The organism is Lactobacillus nasalidis, assembly GCF_016587775.1.
GTDB classification, from domain to species: domain Bacteria; phylum Bacillota; class Bacilli; order Lactobacillales; family Lactobacillaceae; genus Lactobacillus; species Lactobacillus nasalidis.
Genome location: NZ_BOCG01000521.1, coordinates 1 through 18,535, shown reverse-complemented (window position 1 = coordinate 18,535; position 18,535 = coordinate 1). Strand labels below are relative to the sequence as shown.

The following is an 18,535-nucleotide window of genomic DNA, read 5'->3' as shown; positions in this document are numbered from 1 at the left end:
GGCCGGCCCATTGTTTTCTCTTTAAAATGCTTCAAATCAGCCGGCAGCTGCCAAGGCAGATGTCCTTGAAAGCCGATGCCGCCGGCCTCATCTTGAGCCCAAACGTAACTAAGCATGTTTCCTCCTGTAAATTAAACCGCCACTGGCGCCTTGATCGTTGACCCGTGCTGGTAGCCGATCAGTTTGATGTCCGCCATTTCAAAGTCAGCCAGGCGCCGCTTTTCCGGATTCAGCCACAAGGTTGGCGCGTCAAAAGGCTGCCGGCTCAGCTGTTCCTTGACCTGGTCAAAGTGGTTCTTGTAAATATGGGCATCCCCGATCGTGTGCACGAATTCGCCTACTTCCAGGCCCGTCTCCCGGGCAATCAAAGACAAAAGCAGCGAGTAGCTGGCAATGTTGAAGGGCACGCCCAGGAACATGTCGCCTGAGCGCTGGTAGAGCTGCAGGCTGAGCTTGCCGCCGGCAACATAGAACTGGAAGAGCACGTGGCACGGCGGCAGAGCGCTCATCGGCACGTCTTCAGGATTCCAGGCAGTCACGATCAGCCGGCGCGAATCCGGATTGGTCTTGATCTGCTCGATGACGCCCGCGATCTGGTCGATGAAGCCGCCGTCGCGCTTGCCCCAGTGCCGCCACTGGGCCCCGTAAACGTCACCCAGGTTGCCGTATTTGCGGGCAAAATCGTCGTCATCCAGAATCCGCTGGCAGAACTTGCTCATTTCTTCATCGTAAACTGCTTTAAAGGCCGGATCGCTCTGGCTGCGCAGACCGAAGTCAGTCATGTCGGGTCCTTGGTATTCCGGGCTGGTCACCCAATTCTTAAATGCCCACTCATCCCAGATGTGGTTCTTGTGCTCCAGCAAAAAGCGAATGTTGGTATCGCCCCTCAGGAACCACAGCAGCTCGCTCTTGATCAAACCAAAGGGCACCCGCTTGGTCGTCAGAATCGGAAAGCCCTGGCTGAGGTCAAAACGCATCTGCGCCCCAAACAGGCTTCTGGTGCCAGTGCCCGTCCGGTCGTTCTTGTCGTTTCCTTCCGTCATAATCTTCTTCAGTAACTCTAAATATGCTTGATCTTGATTTGCCATTTCCATGTCCTTTGCTAAATCTTTTTATCTTTAGTCTAACAGAATTTTTCCAGTCGGTAATGGGCAGCCGGCATTTACCGGCAATCTTTAGAAAAAGATAGTCACTGTTATGCTCCCCCTTGCCCCTGCCTGATTTTGGGCGAAAAAAATCCCGGCAAGCTGAACTTGCCGGGACTGTTTTAATTGACTTTGAAAAAGGCTTGCTGGCCCGAAACCGTCCGCTGAGTGTCGGTCATGCTCTGGAAGAACATGTTCTTTACCGCCATCTTCGTGTAGTAGGCCGAGTGCGGCGACATAACCACGTTCGGCATGTTGATCAGCTCGGTGTATTCATCCGGCAGGGAACCCACGTCCTCAAACTTGCGCCCGAAGATTTTTTCCTCCCCTTCCAGAACATCCAAAGCAGCACCGCCGATTTCGTGGTACTTCAAGGCTACGATCAAAGCTTCAGTGTCAACCAGCTCGCCGCGTGACTGGTTGACCAGGATCGCGTCGTCCTTCATCTTGGCAAACTCGTTCGTGCCGAACATGCCCTTGTTTTCCGGAGTCAGGGGAATGTGCAGCTGGATGATGTCACTTTCTTTGATCAGGGTGTCAAAATCCACAAAATCCAGGAAGGGTTCCAGAGAAGCGTTGTAGAAGGGATCATAGCCGATCACTCTGGCGCCCAGGGCGTGATACATTTCCGCAGCCGCGGCACCGATGCGGCCCAAGCCGACAATGCCGACCGTCTGGTTAAAAATTTCATCGCTCATCAGCTCGGTCGGCCGGGTAAAGTCCCCGCGCCGCATCTTGCGGTGGTAATAGCCCCACTTGCGCAGCAGATACATCGCCCCGGTCAGGCCGTTTTCCGCGATAGCCCGCGGCGAGTAAGCCGGCACGTTGGAAACGACGATGCCGTATTTTCTGGCGGCAGCCAGGTCGACATTGTCGCTGCCCACCTTGCGCAGGGCCAGGTGCTTGACCCCGCCAGCCGCCAAGGCCTTAAGCTCAGCATCCTTCAGCGCTTCTGCTTGCTGGGTCGAAACTGCCTCAAAGCCCTTGGCCAGTTCCAGATTGCTTGCCGTCAACGGACTGTGGGTATAGGAAATCTCATCGTCCGGGTGCTGGTCTTGCCATTCTTTTACAAAAGGTTCTTCAACCGGCGCAACACTGAACAGGTATACCTTCATCTTTTTTCTCCTCAATTCACAATAACGATTTTAGTCAAAACAAAAAGTCTGTGCCGTTTTCTTTCTATTATGACAAAAAAATTAAAAGTTAGCTAGAGGATTTTTGGATTATTACATATTTTCAATTTTCTGTAATCTTTAAGAGAAATTACAGGAAAAACTTCCTGCCTGCTTTTGGGCAAGTCTTGCTATACTGGAAGCAGCAACAAAAGCCTGTTTTGGCGAAAAGAGGTGACGAAAATGACTGATGACTCACGCTATATCCAGCCGCACGACAGCCTGGAGGCCATGGAACTGATTCAAAAACTCTTCAACCAGTACCGCCGCGCTCCCCTGACGCCCGAGCTGCTGGCCTACCACCAGAACCTGATCAGCCGCCTGGAAGGCGACATTCACCAGGCTGCTGAAAACGAGGGGCGAGGCAAAAGAGTCAAAGAACTTGACCAGATGATCAAACTGATGAAGGACTGGACCGCCATCCGCCTGTCCGGCCGGCCCTTCAACGCGAAAATGCGGCATTTCCGCTTCCTGCCTGAAGGCGGACAGGTCAAGTTCAAGCGGCATCCCCACAAGATCAAGGCCAGCGCCAGCCACCGCGCCAGCCGGCACTAAACAAAAACTGCGGGATCTCCGGATCTCGCTTTTTTGCTGCCTGTTACTTGATGTAGGCGTACTTGTAGCTCCACTGGGTACCGGCATTGTTGTGAATGATGCCCTTGACCTTGCTTCTTTGCAGGTAAGCCGTCGTCTGCTGGTAGATCGGACTGACTGCCTGGTCGGCATTGGCCACCTGGGCAGCCTTGACCAGGTCCTGCCAGCGCTTGTTGACGTTGTTGGCATCAGTAGTCAAAGCCTGCTTGATCAGCTTGTTGTATTCAGCATTGTTCCACTTGCCGTAGTTGTAGGAAGTCCCCTTCTGCAAAATCTGCATGAAGGTCATCGGGTCGCTGAAGTCACCGCCCCAGCCGGAAACGTAGATGTCAAAGTCGCCGCTGGAAGCCTTGGTGTAGGCATTCTTGCTTGGAATGGAGCTGACCTTGACGCTGATGCCGGACAAAACCTTGGTCCACTGCGACTGCAGGTACTGGGTCAGGGCATCGGCGTTGGTGCTTTCGTTTGAAGCCAGCAGGGTTACGTTCAGCTTACTCATCCCCAGCTCCTTGAGTCCGGCCTTCCAGTACTTTTTGGCCAGCTTTTCATTGTAGTCAACCGTGTTGGCCACCTTCTGCTCCTTGGCAAAGTCGGTCTTGTTGGCCGGATCATAAGCCAAGCCAGACGCCACGAACCCCGTCGGCACGCTTGAGCCGTCACCGAAGACCTTGCTGGTCAGGACCTTGCGGTCAAGCGACAGAGACAGGGCCAGGCGGATGTTCTTGTTGTTCAGCGCCTTCTTGACGGTGGCATCCTTGTCTTGGAAGTTGTAAGCCAGGTAAGCCACGTATGAGTATGGGTAGGTCTTAAAGTCCTTGTTGTTCTTCAAGTGCTTGACCTGCTCGCTGGACAGCGGCGTCAAGTCCAGCTTGCCCTGCTGGTAGAGCTGGTAGCCGGTATTGGTGGTCTTGACGACCTGGTAGTTGATCCGCTTCAGCTTCACGACCTTCTTGTCCCAGTACTGGTTGTTCTTGACGAAGGACCAGCTGTCGTTGGTGCCCTTCCAGCCAGTGATCTTGAAAGGACCCGAGTAGAGCATGTATTTTGAGCTGGTAGCGTACTTTTTGCCAGTCTTCTTGATAAAGGCTTCGTTTTGCGGCCCAAAGAGCGGGTAGGCCATCAAGACCTTGAAGTAGGCGATCGGCCGGTTCAGCTTGACTTGAACGGTCTCCTTGTTCAAAGCCTTGATCCCCAGGCTGTTTGGCGACTTTTTGCCGGCAATGATCTCATCGGCGTTCTTGATCCCGGAAAAAAGGTAGGCGTAAGGCGACGCCGTCTTGGGATTGATCGTCCGCCGCCAGGAGTAGACGAAGTCCTGGGCGGTAATCTTTTCGCCGTTTGACCACTTGGCATTTGACCGCAGCTTGAAAGTCCAGGTCTTGCCGTCCTTGGAAACCGTACCTGACTTGGCCAGGCCCGCGGTTGCCTGGCCGTTTTTGCCCAGGCGGTAGAAGCTTTCAAAAACGTTCCCGGTCTGACCATAGCCAGTCGCCTTGCTGATGTCGATCGTATCCAAGGTAGCCGTCGCGCTCAGGTTCAAGACCTGCTTTTCCTGGCCCTTGCTGCTCTGCTTTGACCCGCAGGCTGCCAAAAGCAGTGCCGCGCTTACGCCAACCGTGCCGAGGGCAATTTTCTTGATTTTTCGCATGTTTTCCTCCTACAGACAAACAAAAAGACAGCTGTTCCCTATTAGGAAACAGCTGTCTCGTTTGCCACTAAGCTGGTAAATTTTTGGGCAAATCTCTTGGTCTAAGCTAAATCCATTTTAGGCAACGCAAAACGATTGTATGACATGACAGACATACAACAAACACACATTTCTTGACGTTCTTGCATTGCAAACATGATTTAGCTCCTTTCTCAAAATGATTTAACCTAATCTTACTAATTCACTTACAAAAAGTCAACTTCTTTTTGTTCTTTTTGTGTTAATTTTTAACCGTCAAAAAATCAGCCAGCTCCCGCCGCGGCGCCCGGTAGCCGTTGACCTCGTTGTCTTTGGCATAGCCAAGGGCGATGCCCATGGCCAAAGTCTGGTCGTCGGGGATGCCCATGATTTCTCTGACGCCGGCCGGATACTTGACCAGCTCATAGGCCGGAATCGAGTCGATCCCCTTGGCCTGAGCCGCGAGCGCCAGCGTCTGGGCAAAAGCGCCGAGATCATAGACTGACCACAGGTTGGAATGCTTTGGCAAAGTGAGATAAGCAATCGCCGGGGCAAAGTAGAGATTTTTCTGCAGAACGTTTCGGCGCAAATCCTGCAGCTCCGGCGTATTCAGGTAGCTGTCGCTGGCTTGGTTGTGCCGGGCCATGTTTTCCCGCGGATATGGATCCCAGTCCTCCCGGTGCCAGGTTTCCCAGTCAGGTTCAGGCGCCTTTCCGGCCTCAGCCAAAGCCAGGTGCTGGGCCCGGATCTTTTTGACCGTGTCCCCCAGGGCCAGGTAGACCCGCCAGGGCTGAGAATCAACCCATGAAGGCGCCAGACCGGCCAGCTTGACGACTTCTTCTAGATCCGCCTGGCTTGGCTGCCGGTCTGGATCAAAGTAACGAATGCTGCGGCGCTGCTTGATGGCAGCAATTGCATCAACCATTTTTTGCCTCTTTTCTGAAAATCAATATCACTTTGTTTTAGTAAGTATAGCTCAAAATTGACGCCGGTGCAAAACTATCGTTATAATTTAGTCAAAAGCATTAAACAGACGGAAAGCAGGAAAAAACAATGGGTTTAACTTTTAAAAGACAAGACGACTTAGACAAACTGTTCGACAAATTCGCCAGCATCCCTGACCCGAAAAAAGCCGCTGGTTCTGGCAAAAAGGGCCAAGACAAAGACGGCGACGATCCCGCCGGCAAAGAGTCGAAATAAGCCGCCGCGAGGGCGGCTTTTATAATTTCTAAAAGTCGCTTAATTTTCTTTCCAATCTGTCCACATTTGTTTTATTTAGGCTTAAAATTAATCTGTAAGCATTTGCAATTTTTTCTTTAAGGATGTGAGCGACTTGGACAACAACAGCAACTTGTTGACCTATTTGGAATGGCGGGGCGACATTCCTCTGGAAAAATCTCCCTTCAATGAGATCGACGCCCTGGTACTGGCCATTTTTTCATACCTCAACTTGGACAAATACATTCCCGCTGGCAACAAGGAAGTCACGGTCAAGGAAATTGCCCAGAAGTATTTCGCTTCTTCTTTTACCGGGCTGGATGCCAGCCAATATCAAGAGCTCTTCAGACTCATGAGCGAAGCGGACCGCTTCAAAGATGCCCGCTTGTCGCACTTCAACACGACCTTGACCGACCAGTGCCAATTCAGTGCCTTAAAGATCGTCCTGGAAGACGGCACCCACTACGTGGCCTTCCGGGGAACCGACGACACGCTGGTCGGCTGGCGTGAAGACTTCGAGATTTCTTTCAAGGAAACCAAAGCTCAAATTATGGGGGCGCATTACCTCAAAGACCTCCTGAACGGCGATTCGGCCGAATACATTCTGGGCGGCCACTCCAAAGGCGGCAACCTGGCCGAATACGCGGCCTTGAAGCTGCCCCAGGAATACCGGGCCAGAATCAAGGCGGTCTACACCTTTGACAGCCCAGGCCTGGCCAGCGAAGTCGGCGTTGACTGCAACGAGGACTTTTTAAAACGGGTCCTGCACCGCTACGTGCCCGACTTTTCGATCATCGGCCGGCTGTTTGAGCCAAAAGAAGTCGACGCCTCCATCGTCTACTCAACCAACGGCAACATTGCCCAGCACGACACCTATTCCTGGCAGATCAAGGGGAACCATTTCGTGACCCACAAGCGGCCGAATTCTGAATCCAGAATCTACAACCAGTTGATCAACCAGTGGATCGGTCAGGCCAGCCTGGAGGAACGTGAGGCGCTGACGCAGGACCTCTTTGACGCCCTGGCGGCCAGCGGCTCCAACAAGATCAACCAGCTGGCCAAGAACGGCTTCGGGGGCTTCGGGGCCATCCTGCTGTCAGTGACCAACTCTTCCAGAAGAACCAAACTGGTCCTGGGCAACCTTTTTTCTTCAATCTGGCAGCTGATCAAGAGCCAGCAGATCGGCGCGTCTCTCTTCAACCGGGGCAGCCTGACGGGCTGGCTGCTGGTTCTGGTCGGCATCATCAGCCTCACCACCCCGGCTTATGCCTTTAAGGCCTTCGGGATCCTGGTTTCGATCGGCGGGATCATCTTCAGCGTGAAGCATATCCTCTCGGTCTCAATTTCGGCCTTTAAGCCCCAGCAGAAGCACTTCTTTTTGATTACCTACCTGGTCTTGTTCGCGGTCTCTGTGGCCCTGTTATCGAACAATCAGCTCTTGATTTTCCTGGCCCACTACTTTCTGGGAGCCTTCCTGCTCTTTTACGCCTACGGGCGGGTGCGGCGGATCATCCTGCGCAAGCAGACGGGGATTTTCAGAATCATCGTGAGCGCGGCCGAGGCCATCATTTCTTTTTCACTGGGCATCATCGTGATCATCAATCCCGAATACTTCAACCAGCAGTCGATCATTGAAATCGGCATCCTGCTGATTGCCTACGGGGCCTTTAAGCTGATCGCCGAACTGTTCAGCCACCGGCCCAAGATGCCTAGAAAGCACCGCTGATTTTCAACAAAAAATGCTTCCGGAAGCGTTAAAACTTCCGGAAGCATTTTTGCTTGCGCCTTATTCTTCATCCAGTCTGGCATCAATCCAGTCCTTGACCTGGTCAACATTGAGTTTGGTCACGGATGAGAAAGGAATAAAAGTAACATTATCTTGGTTCAGATTCAAATGCCGGCGAAAGGCCGCTTCGGTCTTGTTGAAGGCATTCTTCTTGATCTTGTCCATCTTAGTCGCGATCACCAGGATCGGCAGGTTAAGATACTGCGCGTATTCATACATCGCGATGTCGTCGGCAGTTGGTTCATGCCGGCCGTCGATCAGCAGGATCAAGCCCTTGAGATAAGCCCGGGTTTCCAGATAGTCCTGGATCATTTCCCCGAACTCCTCGCGCTGCTTCTTGGAAACCTTGGCATAGCCGTAGCCAGGCACGTCCACCAGGTAAAATTCGTCATTGACCCGGTAGAAGTTCAAAGTCTGCGTCTTGCCCGGCGAAGACGAGGTCCGCGCCAGGTTCTTCCGCTGCAGGATCGTGTTGATCAGGCTCGACTTGCCCACGTTGGACCGGCCGGCCAGGGCAATTTCGTCCAGGCCGTCCTGCGGGTACTGGCTGGCCTTGACCGCGCTGACGGCAAATTCTGATTGGTTAATGATCATCGGCAACCTCTTCCAGTTCACGGCGGATCACCTTTGGCTGGCCCATACCGGTAATCGTTTCCGGCGTGATGATCACCTTGCTGATGTCGCTTTCGCTCGGCGTGCGGTACATGATGTCCATCATGGCATTTTCAATGATCGTCCGCAGGCCTCTGGCCCCCATCTTCCGTTCGATGGCCAAATCAGCGATCTGCTTGACGGCAGCCGGTTCAAATTCCAGGTCCACCCCGTCCAAGGACAGCAGCTTCTGGTATTGCTTGATCAAGGCGTTCTTCGGCTCGGTCAGAATCCGCACCAGGTCATCGCTGTCCAGCCGGTCCAGGGTCGTGATGATCGGAATCCGGCCGATGAATTCAGGAATCAAGCCGAACTTGACCAGGTCGCCCGTGGTCAAAAATCTGTTCCAGTTGTCGTCGTCGACCTTGCCGGACTCCTGTTCAGCGCCAAAGCCAATTGTCTTCTTGCCCAGCCGGTTCTTGACGATTTCTTCAATCCCGTCAAAGGCACCGCCGACGATAAAGAGAATGTTGGTGGTGTCCATGCGGATCATTTCCTGCTGCGGGTGCTTGCGGCCGCCCTGCGGCGGAATGGAAGCAATCGTCCCTTCCAGGATCTTCAAGAGAGCCTGCTGGACCCCTTCACCGGACACGTCCCGGGTGATTGAAACGTTCTCTGACTTCTTGGAAATCTTGTCGATTTCGTCGATGTAAATAATCCCCCGTTGAGCTCTTTCCAGGTCGTAATCTGCGTTCTGCAGCAGCTTGAGCAGGATGTTTTCAACGTCTTCGCCGACATAGCCCGCTTCAGTCAAAGTCGTGGCGTCCGCGATCGCAAACGGCACGTTCAAAATTCTGGCCAAAGTCTGGGCCAGGTAGGTCTTGCCGGACCCGGTCGGCCCGATCAAGGCGATATTCGACTTCTGCAATTCAGTTGAAGAATCAACATCCATTTGACTGATCCGCTTGTAGTGATTGTAAACAGCCACTGACAGGACCCGCTTGGCCCGGTCCTGGCCAATCACGTATTGGTCCAGTTCTTCTTTAATTTGCATTGGCTTAGGAAGCTCGCGCGCTTCCTTCAGTGAATCCAGACGCAGCTCATCATCAATGATCCGCTTGGCCAGTTCAATATCTTCGTTGCAGATGTAAACGCCATTGCCCGCGATCATTTTCTTTACCTGGCTGGCAGACTTGCCGCAGAATGAGCATTTTACTTCTTCTGGATCTGTAAACTTAGTAGCCATGTATTCCCTCCTCTATTTGCTAAAGACTAGATTAGCATAAATACGGCCGACTTGCGCGAAATTAGCCTTGTATTTTTGCCTGGCAAAAGAAAACCCCAAAAGCGGCCGGTGCCACTTCTGGGGAATTCATGTATAGACTTAGCGATTACTTGTCTTCGTCTTCGCTGTCGTCGCTAGCGCCTTCAAGCTTAGCCTTGGCTACTTGCTTTGCGCTGTCGGTGATCAGGTTCATTGCCTTGCGGACGTTGATGTCGTGAGCCAGCATTTCGTCGCTCAAAGCGTTGCGAACAGCCTTTTCGCTCATGTTGTAGTTGTCTGCCAGGTCCTTGATTTCAGCGTCGATTTCTTCCTTGCTTGCTTCGAAGCCTTCCTTGGCAACGATTGCTTCCAAAACAAGGTTGGTCTTAACGCGTTCAGCAGCGTTGGCTGACAGTTGCTTGCGCAGCTGGTCTTCAGTCGTGTTGGTCAGCTTGAAGTAAGTTTGTGGGTCGATCCCTTGACGTTGCATGTCGCCCAAGTATTGGTTGAGTTGGTTGTCAACGTCTTCTTGGATCATGACGTCTGGAATTTCTTCAACAGTTGCGTTCTTGACTGCAGTGCTGATGGCAGCTTCTTGGATGGCAGCCTTGGCAGCTTCTTCCTTTTCAGCCTTCAAGTCAGCCTTGATCTTTTCCTTCAATTCGTCAAGGGTTTCAACTGAGTCGTCAACATCCTTGGCAAATTCGTCGTCAAGTTCTGGCAATTGCTTTGACTTAACTTCGTGGATCTTGGTTGCGAAGTGAGCTTCCTTGCCAGCCAGGTCCTTTGCGCCGTAGTCTTCTGGGAAGGTTACGACAACGTCAACTTCTTCGCCGGCTTCGTGGCCAACCAGTTGGTCTTCAAAGCCTGGGATGAAGGTGTTTGAACCCAGTTCCAGAGAGTAGTTTTGAGCTGAGCCGCCGTCGAATGCAGTGCCGTCAACAGTGCCGACGTAGTCGATCGTTACCGTGTCGCCGTTTTCAGCCTTGCCGTTCTTCAAAACCATTTCGGCGTTTTGTTCTTGACGCTTGGTCAGTTCAGCGTCGATGTCCTTTTGGTAAACGCGGGTGTTTTGCTTCGGTACTTCGATTTCAGTGTATTGGCCAAGTTCTACTTCTGGTTCAACCGTTACGATTGCCTTCATTTCCCAGGCCTTGTTCTTGTCCATTGAAACAGGAACGATTTGAGGTTGACCAACGGCCTTGATGCCAGCTTCCTTAACGGCAGCACTGTAAGCTTCTGGCAGAGCAAAGTTCAAAGCGTCTTCGTACAGAGCTTCTTCACCGTAGTATTGGTTGAAAATTACGCGGGAAACGTGACCCTTACGGAAGCCAGGTACACGCAAGCTCTTCTTTACGCGGTCAAAAGCCTTGTCAAGGCTCTTCTTGATTTCATCTTGAGAAATTTCAAAAGAAAGTTCACCAGTAGTCTTACCGGTAGTTTTCCAGTTAGCAGACATTAATCAAATACCTCCAATGTCTATTTTGAGTTTGCTACTTTGCATACTTAAATATCTTACCTTAAAGACGGTCAAAAAACAATCAAAGTACTACAAAATAGGGGTTTTTGGATAAAAAAAGGCGTTCTTCTGAGAAGAACACCTTTTTCGACTGTTAGAACTAAAATTCAAAAACTAAAAATTAGTCGTCAATTTCAGTAACTTGGCCGGCACCAACAGTTCTACCACCTTCACGGATAGTGAACTTAGTACCAACTTCGATAGCGGCTGGCTTGATCAAAGTAACTGAGAATTCAGTGTTGTCACCAGGCATAACCATTTCAGTACCTTCTGGCAATTCAATTTCACCAGTGATGTCAGTGGTGTGGAAGTAGAATTGTGGACGGTAGTCTGAGAAGAATGGAGTGTGACGGCCACCTTCGTCCTTGCTCAAGATGTAGACTTGACCCTTGAAAGTTTCGTGAGTCTTGATTGAGCCTGGAGCTGCCAAAACTTGACCACGAACGATTTGGTCACGGTCGATACCACGAAGCAATACACCAACGTTGTCGCCGGCTTCACCCAAGTCAAGAGTCTTGTGGAACATTTCCAGACCAGTTACAACTGAAGTCAAGACCTTGTCTACCAAACCAACGATTTCAACGCTGTCGCCAACCTTAACAGTACCACGGTCGATACGGCCTGAAGCAACAGTACCACGACCAGTGATAGTGAAGACGTCTTCAACTGGCATCAAGAATGGCTTGTCAGTTTCACGTTCTGGAGTTGGGATGTATTCGTCAACAACGTCCATCAGTTCTTCGATCTTCTTTTGAGCTTCTTCGTCGCCTTCAAGAGCCTTCAAAGCTGAACCACGAACTACAGGAACATCGTCACCCGGGTAACCGTATTCTGAAAGCAAGTCTCTTACTTCCATTTCAACCAGGTCGATCAATTCTGGGTCGTCAACCAAGTCGCACTTGTTCAAGAATACTACGATGTAGTTAACACCAACCTGACGAGCCAACAAAATGTGTTCACGAGTTTGTGGCATAGGACCGTCAGTTGCGGCTACAACCAGGATAGCACCGTCCATTTGAGCGGCACCAGTGATCATGTTCTTGATGTAGTCGGCGTGGCCTGGGGCGTCCATGTGGGCGTAGTGGCGCTTTTCAGTTTCGTATTCAACGTGGGCAGTGTTGATAGTGATACCACGTTCCTTTTCTTCTGGAGCTGCGTCGATTTGTGAGTAATCTTCAGCTTGTGCCAAACCCTTCTTAGCCAACACAGTAGTGATAGCTGCGGTCAAAGTAGTCTTACCGTGGTCAACGTGGCCAATAGTACCAATGTTAACGTGTGGCTTAGTTCTAACGTAATGTTCTTTTTCTGCCATTAAAATGACCCTCCTGAAATTTTACAAGAAGTCCGTTGAGACAAAACTAACGGATGATTCTCTGTTGAATATTGTACTACTTTCCTAGAAAGTACGCTAGTAGCAAAGCGCATCTTCTTGAAAATATCCAAAAATGATTATACTAAATGCCGGCAAAAAGTAAAGTGATTTGCTGCAAGATTAATCAGCATTTTTTTGATAGATTTTTTCCAGCAGTTTTTGATAGTCCCAGCCCTGCTTTTTTCGCAAGAAACTGACCAGCGCCTTGGCAAAAGCATCGGGGTTGCTGATGTAGTCGCTCTGGCAGGGATAAAGCTGGCCAAAAGCGAAGTTGCCTTCAGCTAAAATCAAGGGCAGCTCGCTTGGCCGGTTCTGGTAGCGGCTGGCCAGCGAGGCAATAAATTCGCGGTAAACCGGGTCCTGCTTCAGCAAAGGCGTTTCGGCAGGAACGAAGCTGCGCAGCTCGCCTAAAACCAGCAGCTGGATCTGCTCCTGGCAGCCCAGCTTGATCAGATCTTCGCACACTGCCAGCCTTAAGGCGTGATTGCCCAGCGGGTCCAGCAGCAGGCTGCGGGCAAAAGCCGTATAGGTCGGCAGGTCCAGTTTCAGCAGCTGCTGGTACTGGCGCTCGGTAACCGTCCGCGCTTTTCTGAATGACTTCAAGATCTGCTCTTGTTCTTGCTGGTCTGCCGGCTGGACCGCGAAAGTCACCTGGCCGCCGGTCAAATGCTTGACCTGCAGGGCTTCAATCAGATAATTGTTGGCTGCCAGAATTTGACCGTATTCCTTCCGGACCGCTTCTTCTGAAAAAAGATCAGGCAATGCCTTAACAGCGGCATAAGCCTGATCTTCTTCATGGTTCAGTCGCAAAACCCGCGACAGGTTCAAAAGCAATTCCGCGTCAAATCCCAGTCTCAAAGCCTCCTCCAGCTGGTCGCGGGCCGCCGCGAAATCTCCGGCGGCCTCGGCTTGCCCGGCCAGTTTGAGCAGGTTCTGCTGACTAGTGTTTATCATCGCTTGCCTTGCCCTCTTTTTTCTTGTTCTTGTTGGCCGGCTTCTTGGCCTTTTGCGCCGGCTTCTTGCTATTCTTGGCGCCGCCCTTGGCAGTCTTGTTTGCCGGCTTGGTCTGCTTCTTGCGGTTGCTGCGCTTCTTGGCAGTCTTTTCCTTGCCTTCGGCTGCCTGGTCTTCAGCCTTCTTCTGCATTGCCCGGTGCCGGTTCTGGTTGACTTCCATAACTACCGGCAAAACGACCGGCCGGCGGTTGGTCTGCTTGTAAAGGAACTTCTCCAGGCTGGAGCGCATGTCCTGCTTGAGCTCAGTCCAGTCAAACTTCTTGTGTTCGAAGTTGGCCTGGATGGCGTCTTTGATGACTTGGATGGAGTCGTTCATCAGCTTGTGGTTGGCCTTGATGTAGACAAAGCCCCGGCTGGTAACCTGCGGCTCGGAAATGATCTTCTTTTTCTTGCGGTCAATCGTCACAACCGCAATGAAGATCCCGTCATCTGAGAGCACTTCCCGGTCCCGCAAGACGATGTTGCCGACATCGCCGACACCAGAGCCGTCGATCATCGTGTCTTCGCCCGGCACCGCGTCGCCGCGGAAGAATTGCCCGCGCTTGGTGTCGTATTCCAGGCAGTCGCCGTTTTGCGTCACATAGACGTCGTCTGGGTCCATTCCAGTTTCTACCGCCAGGTCCTTGACTGCTTCCAAAAGCCGGTATTCACCGATCACCGGGATCAGAATCCGCGGCTTCAACAGATCAATCAAAGTCTGCAGGTCCCGGCCGGTAGCATGGCCGGACGTGTGCATGTTGCGGCCCAGCTCGATGACCGTGCCGCCGGCCCGGTAAACCATGTCGCTGGTAATGGCCACCGTGGTTTCAACGGCATGAGACGGCGTCGTGGCGATAAAGACCAGGTCGCCTTCATGGATCTTGATCATGCGGTGGCGGTTGTTGGCCATCTTCTGCAGCGATTGCAGCGGTTCGCCCATCCGCCCGGTTTCCAGGATGACCGTCTTGTTGTCCGGCACGTCCTTCAGTTCCTTGACCTTCATCAGCAAGCCGTCCGGTACTTCCAGATAGCCCAGCTTCATGGCCGTGTGCACGATCTTGGCCACGTCCCGCCCGGTCAACAGCACCCGGCGGCCAGTGGCAGCCGCGGCATTGAAGACCTGCTGGACGCGGTTTAAGTTGGAGGCCTTGCCGGCAACGATGATCCGGCCCTTGGCATTGCGGAAGACGTTGGTGATGTAAGTGCCGACCTCGTTTTCACTGGCGTTCGGGAAAACCGCCTCAGCATTTGAAGAGTCTGGCAGCAGAGCCAAAACGCCGTTTTCCGCGATTTCTGCCAGCCGGCTCATGTCTGTCCGGTAAGCGGGACGGGCTGACGGGTCAAACTTGAAGTCACCGGTGTAGACGATCTGCCCCTGCGGCGCGTGGATGACGATTCCCAAAGAGTCCGGAACGGAGTGGGTGGTGTGGAAGAAGGAGACGCTGGCATTCTTGAAGTCGATTTCGGTGTCGGCATCAATGACGTTGAACAGCTGGTTGTTGCGCCGCTTGTTTTCTCTTTGCACGTCGATCTTGGCCAGTTCAATCGTCAGCTTGGAACCGAAAACCGGAATGTCCCAGTCCCGCAGAATGTACGGCAAGGCGCCGATTGAGTCGGCATGGCCGTGGGTCAGGAAAATCCCGGCCACGCGGTCGCCGTACTGCTTGAAAAATTCCATGTCCGGAATGACCACGTCAATCCCAAACAAAGAACTGTCTGGGTACTTGAGCCCGGCGTCCAAAACAAAGATTTCATCGTTTACCTGCACGGCAAACATGTCCTTTCCTTGCTCGCGAACCCCGCTTAGGACCATGATTTTTAACTTGTCTGACATAAATCTCTCCTTTTTTGCAATTAAAAATAAAAAATAAATTCAATATTTGATGTTCAGTTTATATGGATCTCCCGATCGCAACGCTTATAATCTTTTTAATTTTAACATAAAGCACAGAAGCATGATAGTCGCCTGCTTTGGAAAGAAAGCAAAAAAAAGAGGCCGGGAAACCCCAGCCTCTTGGCAAGTCGTTGATTAACGACGCAGACCCAAACGAGCGATCAAAGCACGGTAACGTTCCAGGTCGTTTTCTTGCAAGTAGCGAAGCAAGTTACGACGGTGACCGATCTTCTTCAGCAGACCAACGTATGAGTGGTGGTCGTGTGAGTGTTCACGCATGTGTTCAGTCAAGTTGTTGATGTCTTCAGTCAAAACAGCAACTTGTACTTCTACTGAACCAGTGTCGCCTTCGTGGGTTGCGTATTCCTTGATGATTTCGTTCTTTCTTTCTTTTGAAACTGCCATGTTTCTGCACCTTTCTGTTAAAAAATTGCCCCGAACAGCGTCAGTCGTTAGGTGAAACGCAAAGACAACGTTCGAGGTTCACATAACAAATATAATCATACCCGTTTTTTTTGAAAAAGCAAGCAAAATTTCTTCTTGCATCTGACGACAGCTTTCAGTATAATAATTTAGTGAATTTCAAACAGTTATTGGAGGTGAATCTAATGCCACAAATCAAATCTGCTATCAAGCGTGTTAAGACTCAAGCTGTTGCTAACGAACGCAATGCTGCTCAACTCAGCGCAATGAGAACTGCCGTTAAGAAGTTTAAGGCTGCTCAAGCTGCTGGTGCAGACAACGCCTCCGAATTACACGTTGCCGCTGTACGCGAATTGGACAAGGCCGCTTCAAAGGGCTTGATCCACAAGAACAAGGCTAACCGTGACAAGAGTCGTTTGGCCAAGCTTGCTAAGTAATTGAACTAGCAAAACAAAAGAGCGAGAAACATCCGTTTCTCGCTCTTTTTATTTTGCCTTTTCGGGTCAGCTGGCCAGAATAAACATCTTCAAAAAGCTGCTGTCGCGGTAGGTGCCGTTCTTGTAGCGGTAATCCAGCTGGATCAGCTCTGCCAGCATTCTCTCCAGCTGCGGGATCTTGGCCCGGGACTTCAAGGCCGTTTTGACGCGGTAAGGGTGCGCCGCCAGTTCTTTGGCGATCTCGCTTTCGCTCCGTCTTCTCTGCCCCATGACCTTGACGCACAGGAGGAATTCCACCTGGCTGAAAAAGACCGCGACCAGCTGCAGCGGATAAGTCCCCTCGCGCAGCTGCCCGTCCAGGCGGTCAATTGCCTCTTGATAATTGCCCTTCATGGCGGCCTCCAGAATCGCGAACACGTTCTGATCCAGGCTGAGGTCGATGTTGCGGTCCACCAGGTCCAGGCTGATCTCGTTTTCGGCGCTGATGGCTTTCAGCTTGTTGTAATTGCCCAAAGCAGTGTCCAGAACCTGGTCGCTGCGCTCCATCAGCAATTCAAGTGCCCCCCGGTCAAAGCGGTAGCCTTCAGCCTTGACCAGGGCCTTCATCCAGCGCCCGCTGTCATAGCTTTTGACGGCAGTAGAAACCGTGTTGAAGCTCTTTTCGACCTGCTTGGTCAGCTTCTTGCGCCGGTCAAGTTTTTCATAGCTGGCAACCAGGACGACGACGTCGTCCAGCTGGTCAATGTGCGTGAAAATTTCCAGCAGCTGCTCGGCCTGCTGCTTGTATTTGGCCGGGAACTTGCCGGTCAGAAACAGGGGATTTTTGACCAGGACCAGCTTGCGCTGGCTGAACAGGCTGGCCTCAGCCAGGGCCGCGATCAGATCGTCCAGCGGATCGCTCTCGCAGTCGACCGTCACCCGCTCCAGGCCTTGAAAAGCCGGCTGGCTGACATAGTTATGGGCCAGATAGTCGTTTAAAAAAGCATCCGGTCCCTGCAGCAGGACGTTTGGATTGCCGGCCTGGCTGTTGGGAAACAGTGTTAATAAATTTGGCAAGCTGCCAACCTCCCTTAAATAATTGCTTCAATCAATAATGATAACACACTCGCCGGCCTTCCAAAAAGCTGGAGAAATACTCCCGCCAGCCGTAATGCCAGCTGATCATCCCTTCCGTCTGGGTGTTCAGATAAGGAATGCCCAGCTGCTTGAGCTTGGCCAGGGTTTCAGGTTTGGGATGGTGGTAGCGGTTGTTGCGGCCGGCTGAAATAAAGACCAGGCTGGGCTTGATCGTCTGCAGGAACTTGGTCGAAGACGACGTGTCGCTGCCGTGGTGGCCCAGCTTGAAGTAGTCAATGTGCAAATCGGGATGCTTCTGGATGATGGCCTCTTCGCCTGCTTGGTCCAGATCCCCGGTAAAGCCCCAGGTCTTGCCCGCCAGCTGGCAGGTCAAAGACAAGGAGTCCTTGTTCTCCCCCTTGCCTGGCAGGTCCGGGTGCAAAACTTCGAATTTGATTGCTTCTTGAACCTCCATGCCGGCCTTGAGCTCGATCAACTTGGTCTTTTCCACCCGGCCGGCAAGGCGGGCGCGGAAACTCGGATTCTGGATCAAGCCGATGCCCATATAAAGGCGCTTGACCGGAACCTGTTCCAAAAGCGGCCCCAGGTCGCCGACATGGTCCGCGTCCTGGTGGCTGACGAAGACTCCGTCGATCTGACTGATTCCCTGGGCCTTGAGCAAGGGAATCGTGATCCGGTCGATCTGGGCCTGGGCCGGCTTTTTCCGGCCAAAAGACAGCTTGCCCCCGGTATCAATCAGGTAGACCCGCCGGCGGATGGGCGTGGTCAGCAAAATGCTGTCGCCTTGGCCGACATCGATGAAGGAGACCTGCCCCTCCAGGGGAAAATGAATGCTGACAAAAATCAAACAATAAGCCGCCGCCAGAAAACGGCGGTATTTCTTTTTCCTCGTGATGAGGTACAAAAAAGTCAGGGCAAAGAGCAGGGCCAGCTGCCAGGAAGCAAGCTTGCCGAAGATCACCTGCCCGATGCCAGTCCGGGCTAAGAGCCCCAACAAGCCTTCGGCTGTTTCCAAGATCCGTTCAAACAGCTCTTGCAGCGGCAGCGGGGAAAAGAGGGCCAGGCCGGTCAGCGGCATTACCAGGTAATTGAAATAAGGCACCACCAAAACATTGTAAAAAATCGTGCACACATTGACCTGGTAGAAAAAATAGAGCAAAAACGGGGTCAGCAGGCCGTTGAGCCAGAAAGCCTGCTTCCAATAAGGCAGCTTCCCGGTCACCACCAGCCCCAGGGCCAGCACGTAAGTCAGCATCCCCCCTGTTTCCAGCAGCAGCCGCGGCTCTAGGAGCTGCTGGCAGCAATAAGTCAGCCCCAGCAGGTCCGCCCGGCTGATTTTGCGCCGCTTGAAAGCCAGGCCCGCCGCAAAGACGTAGCTCAAGCT

At 52.2% G+C, this 18,535-nt stretch carries 18 protein-coding genes; 4 read left to right on the top strand and 14 right to left on the bottom strand.

The window, feature by feature from the left end; translation table 11 throughout:
- From lacNas_RS10265 to lacNas_RS10255, 3 genes are all read right to left on the bottom strand, one after another.
- Positions 1 to 116, bottom strand: a 116-nt coding sequence (locus lacNas_RS10265) for a dihydrofolate reductase (protein WP_201346829.1), incomplete at its 3' end; no start/stop codon positions are given.
- A gap of 15 nt (positions 117 to 131) precedes the next feature.
- Complete coding sequence (locus lacNas_RS10260; RefSeq protein WP_201335902.1) at positions 132 to 1,088, bottom strand: thymidylate synthase; 957 nt, start codon at positions 1,086 to 1,088, stop codon at positions 132 to 134.
- A 179-nt stretch (positions 1,089 to 1,267) separates the two neighbouring features.
- Positions 1,268 to 2,260, bottom strand: coding sequence for a D-2-hydroxyacid dehydrogenase (locus lacNas_RS10255; protein ID WP_201330904.1), 993 nt, complete (start codon positions 2,258 to 2,260; stop codon positions 1,268 to 1,270).
- Between the two features lie 240 nt (positions 2,261 to 2,500).
- Here lacNas_RS10255 and lacNas_RS10250 point away from each other — a divergent pair, with 240 nt between their 5' ends.
- Entirely contained in the window at positions 2,501 to 2,872 is a 372-nt protein-coding gene (locus tag lacNas_RS10250) for a hypothetical protein (protein WP_201330903.1), read from the top strand.
- 43 nt (positions 2,873 to 2,915) lie between these two features.
- On the opposite strand, the gene lacNas_RS10245 is transcribed toward lacNas_RS10250, so the two are convergent.
- Entirely contained in the window at positions 2,916 to 4,559 is a 1,644-nt protein-coding gene (locus lacNas_RS10245; protein ID WP_201330902.1) for a peptide ABC transporter substrate-binding protein, read from the bottom strand.
- Positions 4,560 to 4,839: 280 nt separating this feature from the next.
- Positions 4,840 to 5,502, bottom strand: a complete 663-nt coding sequence (locus lacNas_RS10240; protein WP_201330901.1) for a nitroreductase family protein — start codon at positions 5,500 to 5,502, stop codon at positions 4,840 to 4,842.
- A 128-nt stretch (positions 5,503 to 5,630) separates the two neighbouring features.
- On the opposite strand from lacNas_RS10240, the gene lacNas_RS10235 reads away from it, so the two are divergent.
- Together lacNas_RS10235 and lacNas_RS10230 are read left to right on the top strand one after the other, a co-directional pair.
- Complete coding sequence (locus lacNas_RS10235; RefSeq protein WP_201330900.1) at positions 5,631 to 5,777, top strand: SPJ_0845 family protein; 147 nt, start codon at positions 5,631 to 5,633, stop codon at positions 5,775 to 5,777.
- A 133-nt stretch (positions 5,778 to 5,910) separates the two neighbouring features.
- The gene (locus lacNas_RS10230) at positions 5,911 to 7,521 is read left to right on the top strand and encodes an Mbeg1-like protein (protein ID WP_201330899.1); all 1,611 of its coding nucleotides are present in this window, start codon (positions 5,911 to 5,913) and stop codon (positions 7,519 to 7,521) included.
- A 60-nt stretch (positions 7,522 to 7,581) separates the two neighbouring features.
- Here lacNas_RS10230 and yihA read toward each other — a convergent pair whose 3' ends face one another.
- The 7 genes from yihA to rpsO form a co-directional block, all read right to left on the bottom strand.
- Entirely contained in the window at positions 7,582 to 8,175 is a 594-nt protein-coding gene (yihA, locus tag lacNas_RS10225) for a ribosome biogenesis GTP-binding protein YihA/YsxC (RefSeq protein WP_201330779.1), read from the bottom strand.
- Complete coding sequence (clpX, locus tag lacNas_RS10220; RefSeq protein WP_201330778.1) at positions 8,165 to 9,418, bottom strand: ATP-dependent Clp protease ATP-binding subunit ClpX; 1,254 nt, start codon at positions 9,416 to 9,418, stop codon at positions 8,165 to 8,167. The genes yihA and clpX overlap by 11 nt, the downstream gene beginning before the upstream one ends.
- Before the next feature lie 145 nt (positions 9,419 to 9,563).
- Positions 9,564 to 10,895 carry a trigger factor gene (gene tig, locus lacNas_RS10215; RefSeq protein WP_201330777.1) on the bottom strand — a complete coding sequence of 444 codons (1,332 nt, stop codon included), beginning with the start codon at positions 10,893 to 10,895 and terminating at the stop codon, positions 9,564 to 9,566.
- Between the two features lie 181 nt (positions 10,896 to 11,076).
- Positions 11,077 to 12,267 (bottom strand): elongation factor Tu, encoded by a 1,191-nt coding sequence (gene tuf / locus lacNas_RS10210; protein ID WP_201330776.1) that lies wholly within the window; start codon positions 12,265 to 12,267, stop codon positions 11,077 to 11,079.
- Between the two features lie 180 nt (positions 12,268 to 12,447).
- Complete coding sequence (locus lacNas_RS10205; protein ID WP_201330775.1) at positions 12,448 to 13,281, bottom strand: tetratricopeptide repeat protein; 834 nt, start codon at positions 13,279 to 13,281, stop codon at positions 12,448 to 12,450.
- A complete protein-coding gene (locus lacNas_RS10200; protein WP_201330774.1) occupies positions 13,268 to 15,154 on the bottom strand; it encodes a ribonuclease J in 1,887 nt (628 codons plus the stop codon). The genes lacNas_RS10205 and lacNas_RS10200 overlap by 14 nt, the downstream gene beginning before the upstream one ends.
- A 195-nt stretch (positions 15,155 to 15,349) precedes the next feature.
- Entirely contained in the window at positions 15,350 to 15,619 is a 270-nt protein-coding gene (rpsO, locus tag lacNas_RS10195) for a 30S ribosomal protein S15 (protein ID WP_008463722.1), read from the bottom strand.
- 203 nt (positions 15,620 to 15,822) lie between these two features.
- Here rpsO and rpsT point away from each other — a divergent pair, with 203 nt between their 5' ends.
- Positions 15,823 to 16,074, top strand: coding sequence for a 30S ribosomal protein S20 (rpsT, locus tag lacNas_RS10190; protein ID WP_201330773.1), 252 nt, complete (start codon positions 15,823 to 15,825; stop codon positions 16,072 to 16,074).
- A gap of 66 nt (positions 16,075 to 16,140) precedes the next feature.
- Here rpsT and holA read toward each other — a convergent pair whose 3' ends face one another.
- The gene (gene holA, locus lacNas_RS10185) at positions 16,141 to 17,130 is read right to left on the bottom strand and encodes a DNA polymerase III subunit delta (RefSeq protein WP_201330772.1); all 990 of its coding nucleotides are present in this window, start codon (positions 17,128 to 17,130) and stop codon (positions 16,141 to 16,143) included.
- 31 nt (positions 17,131 to 17,161) lie between these two features.
- Positions 17,162 to 18,535, bottom strand: a 1,374-nt coding sequence (locus lacNas_RS10180) for a ComEC/Rec2 family competence protein (RefSeq protein WP_201346828.1), incomplete at its 5' end; no start/stop codon positions are given.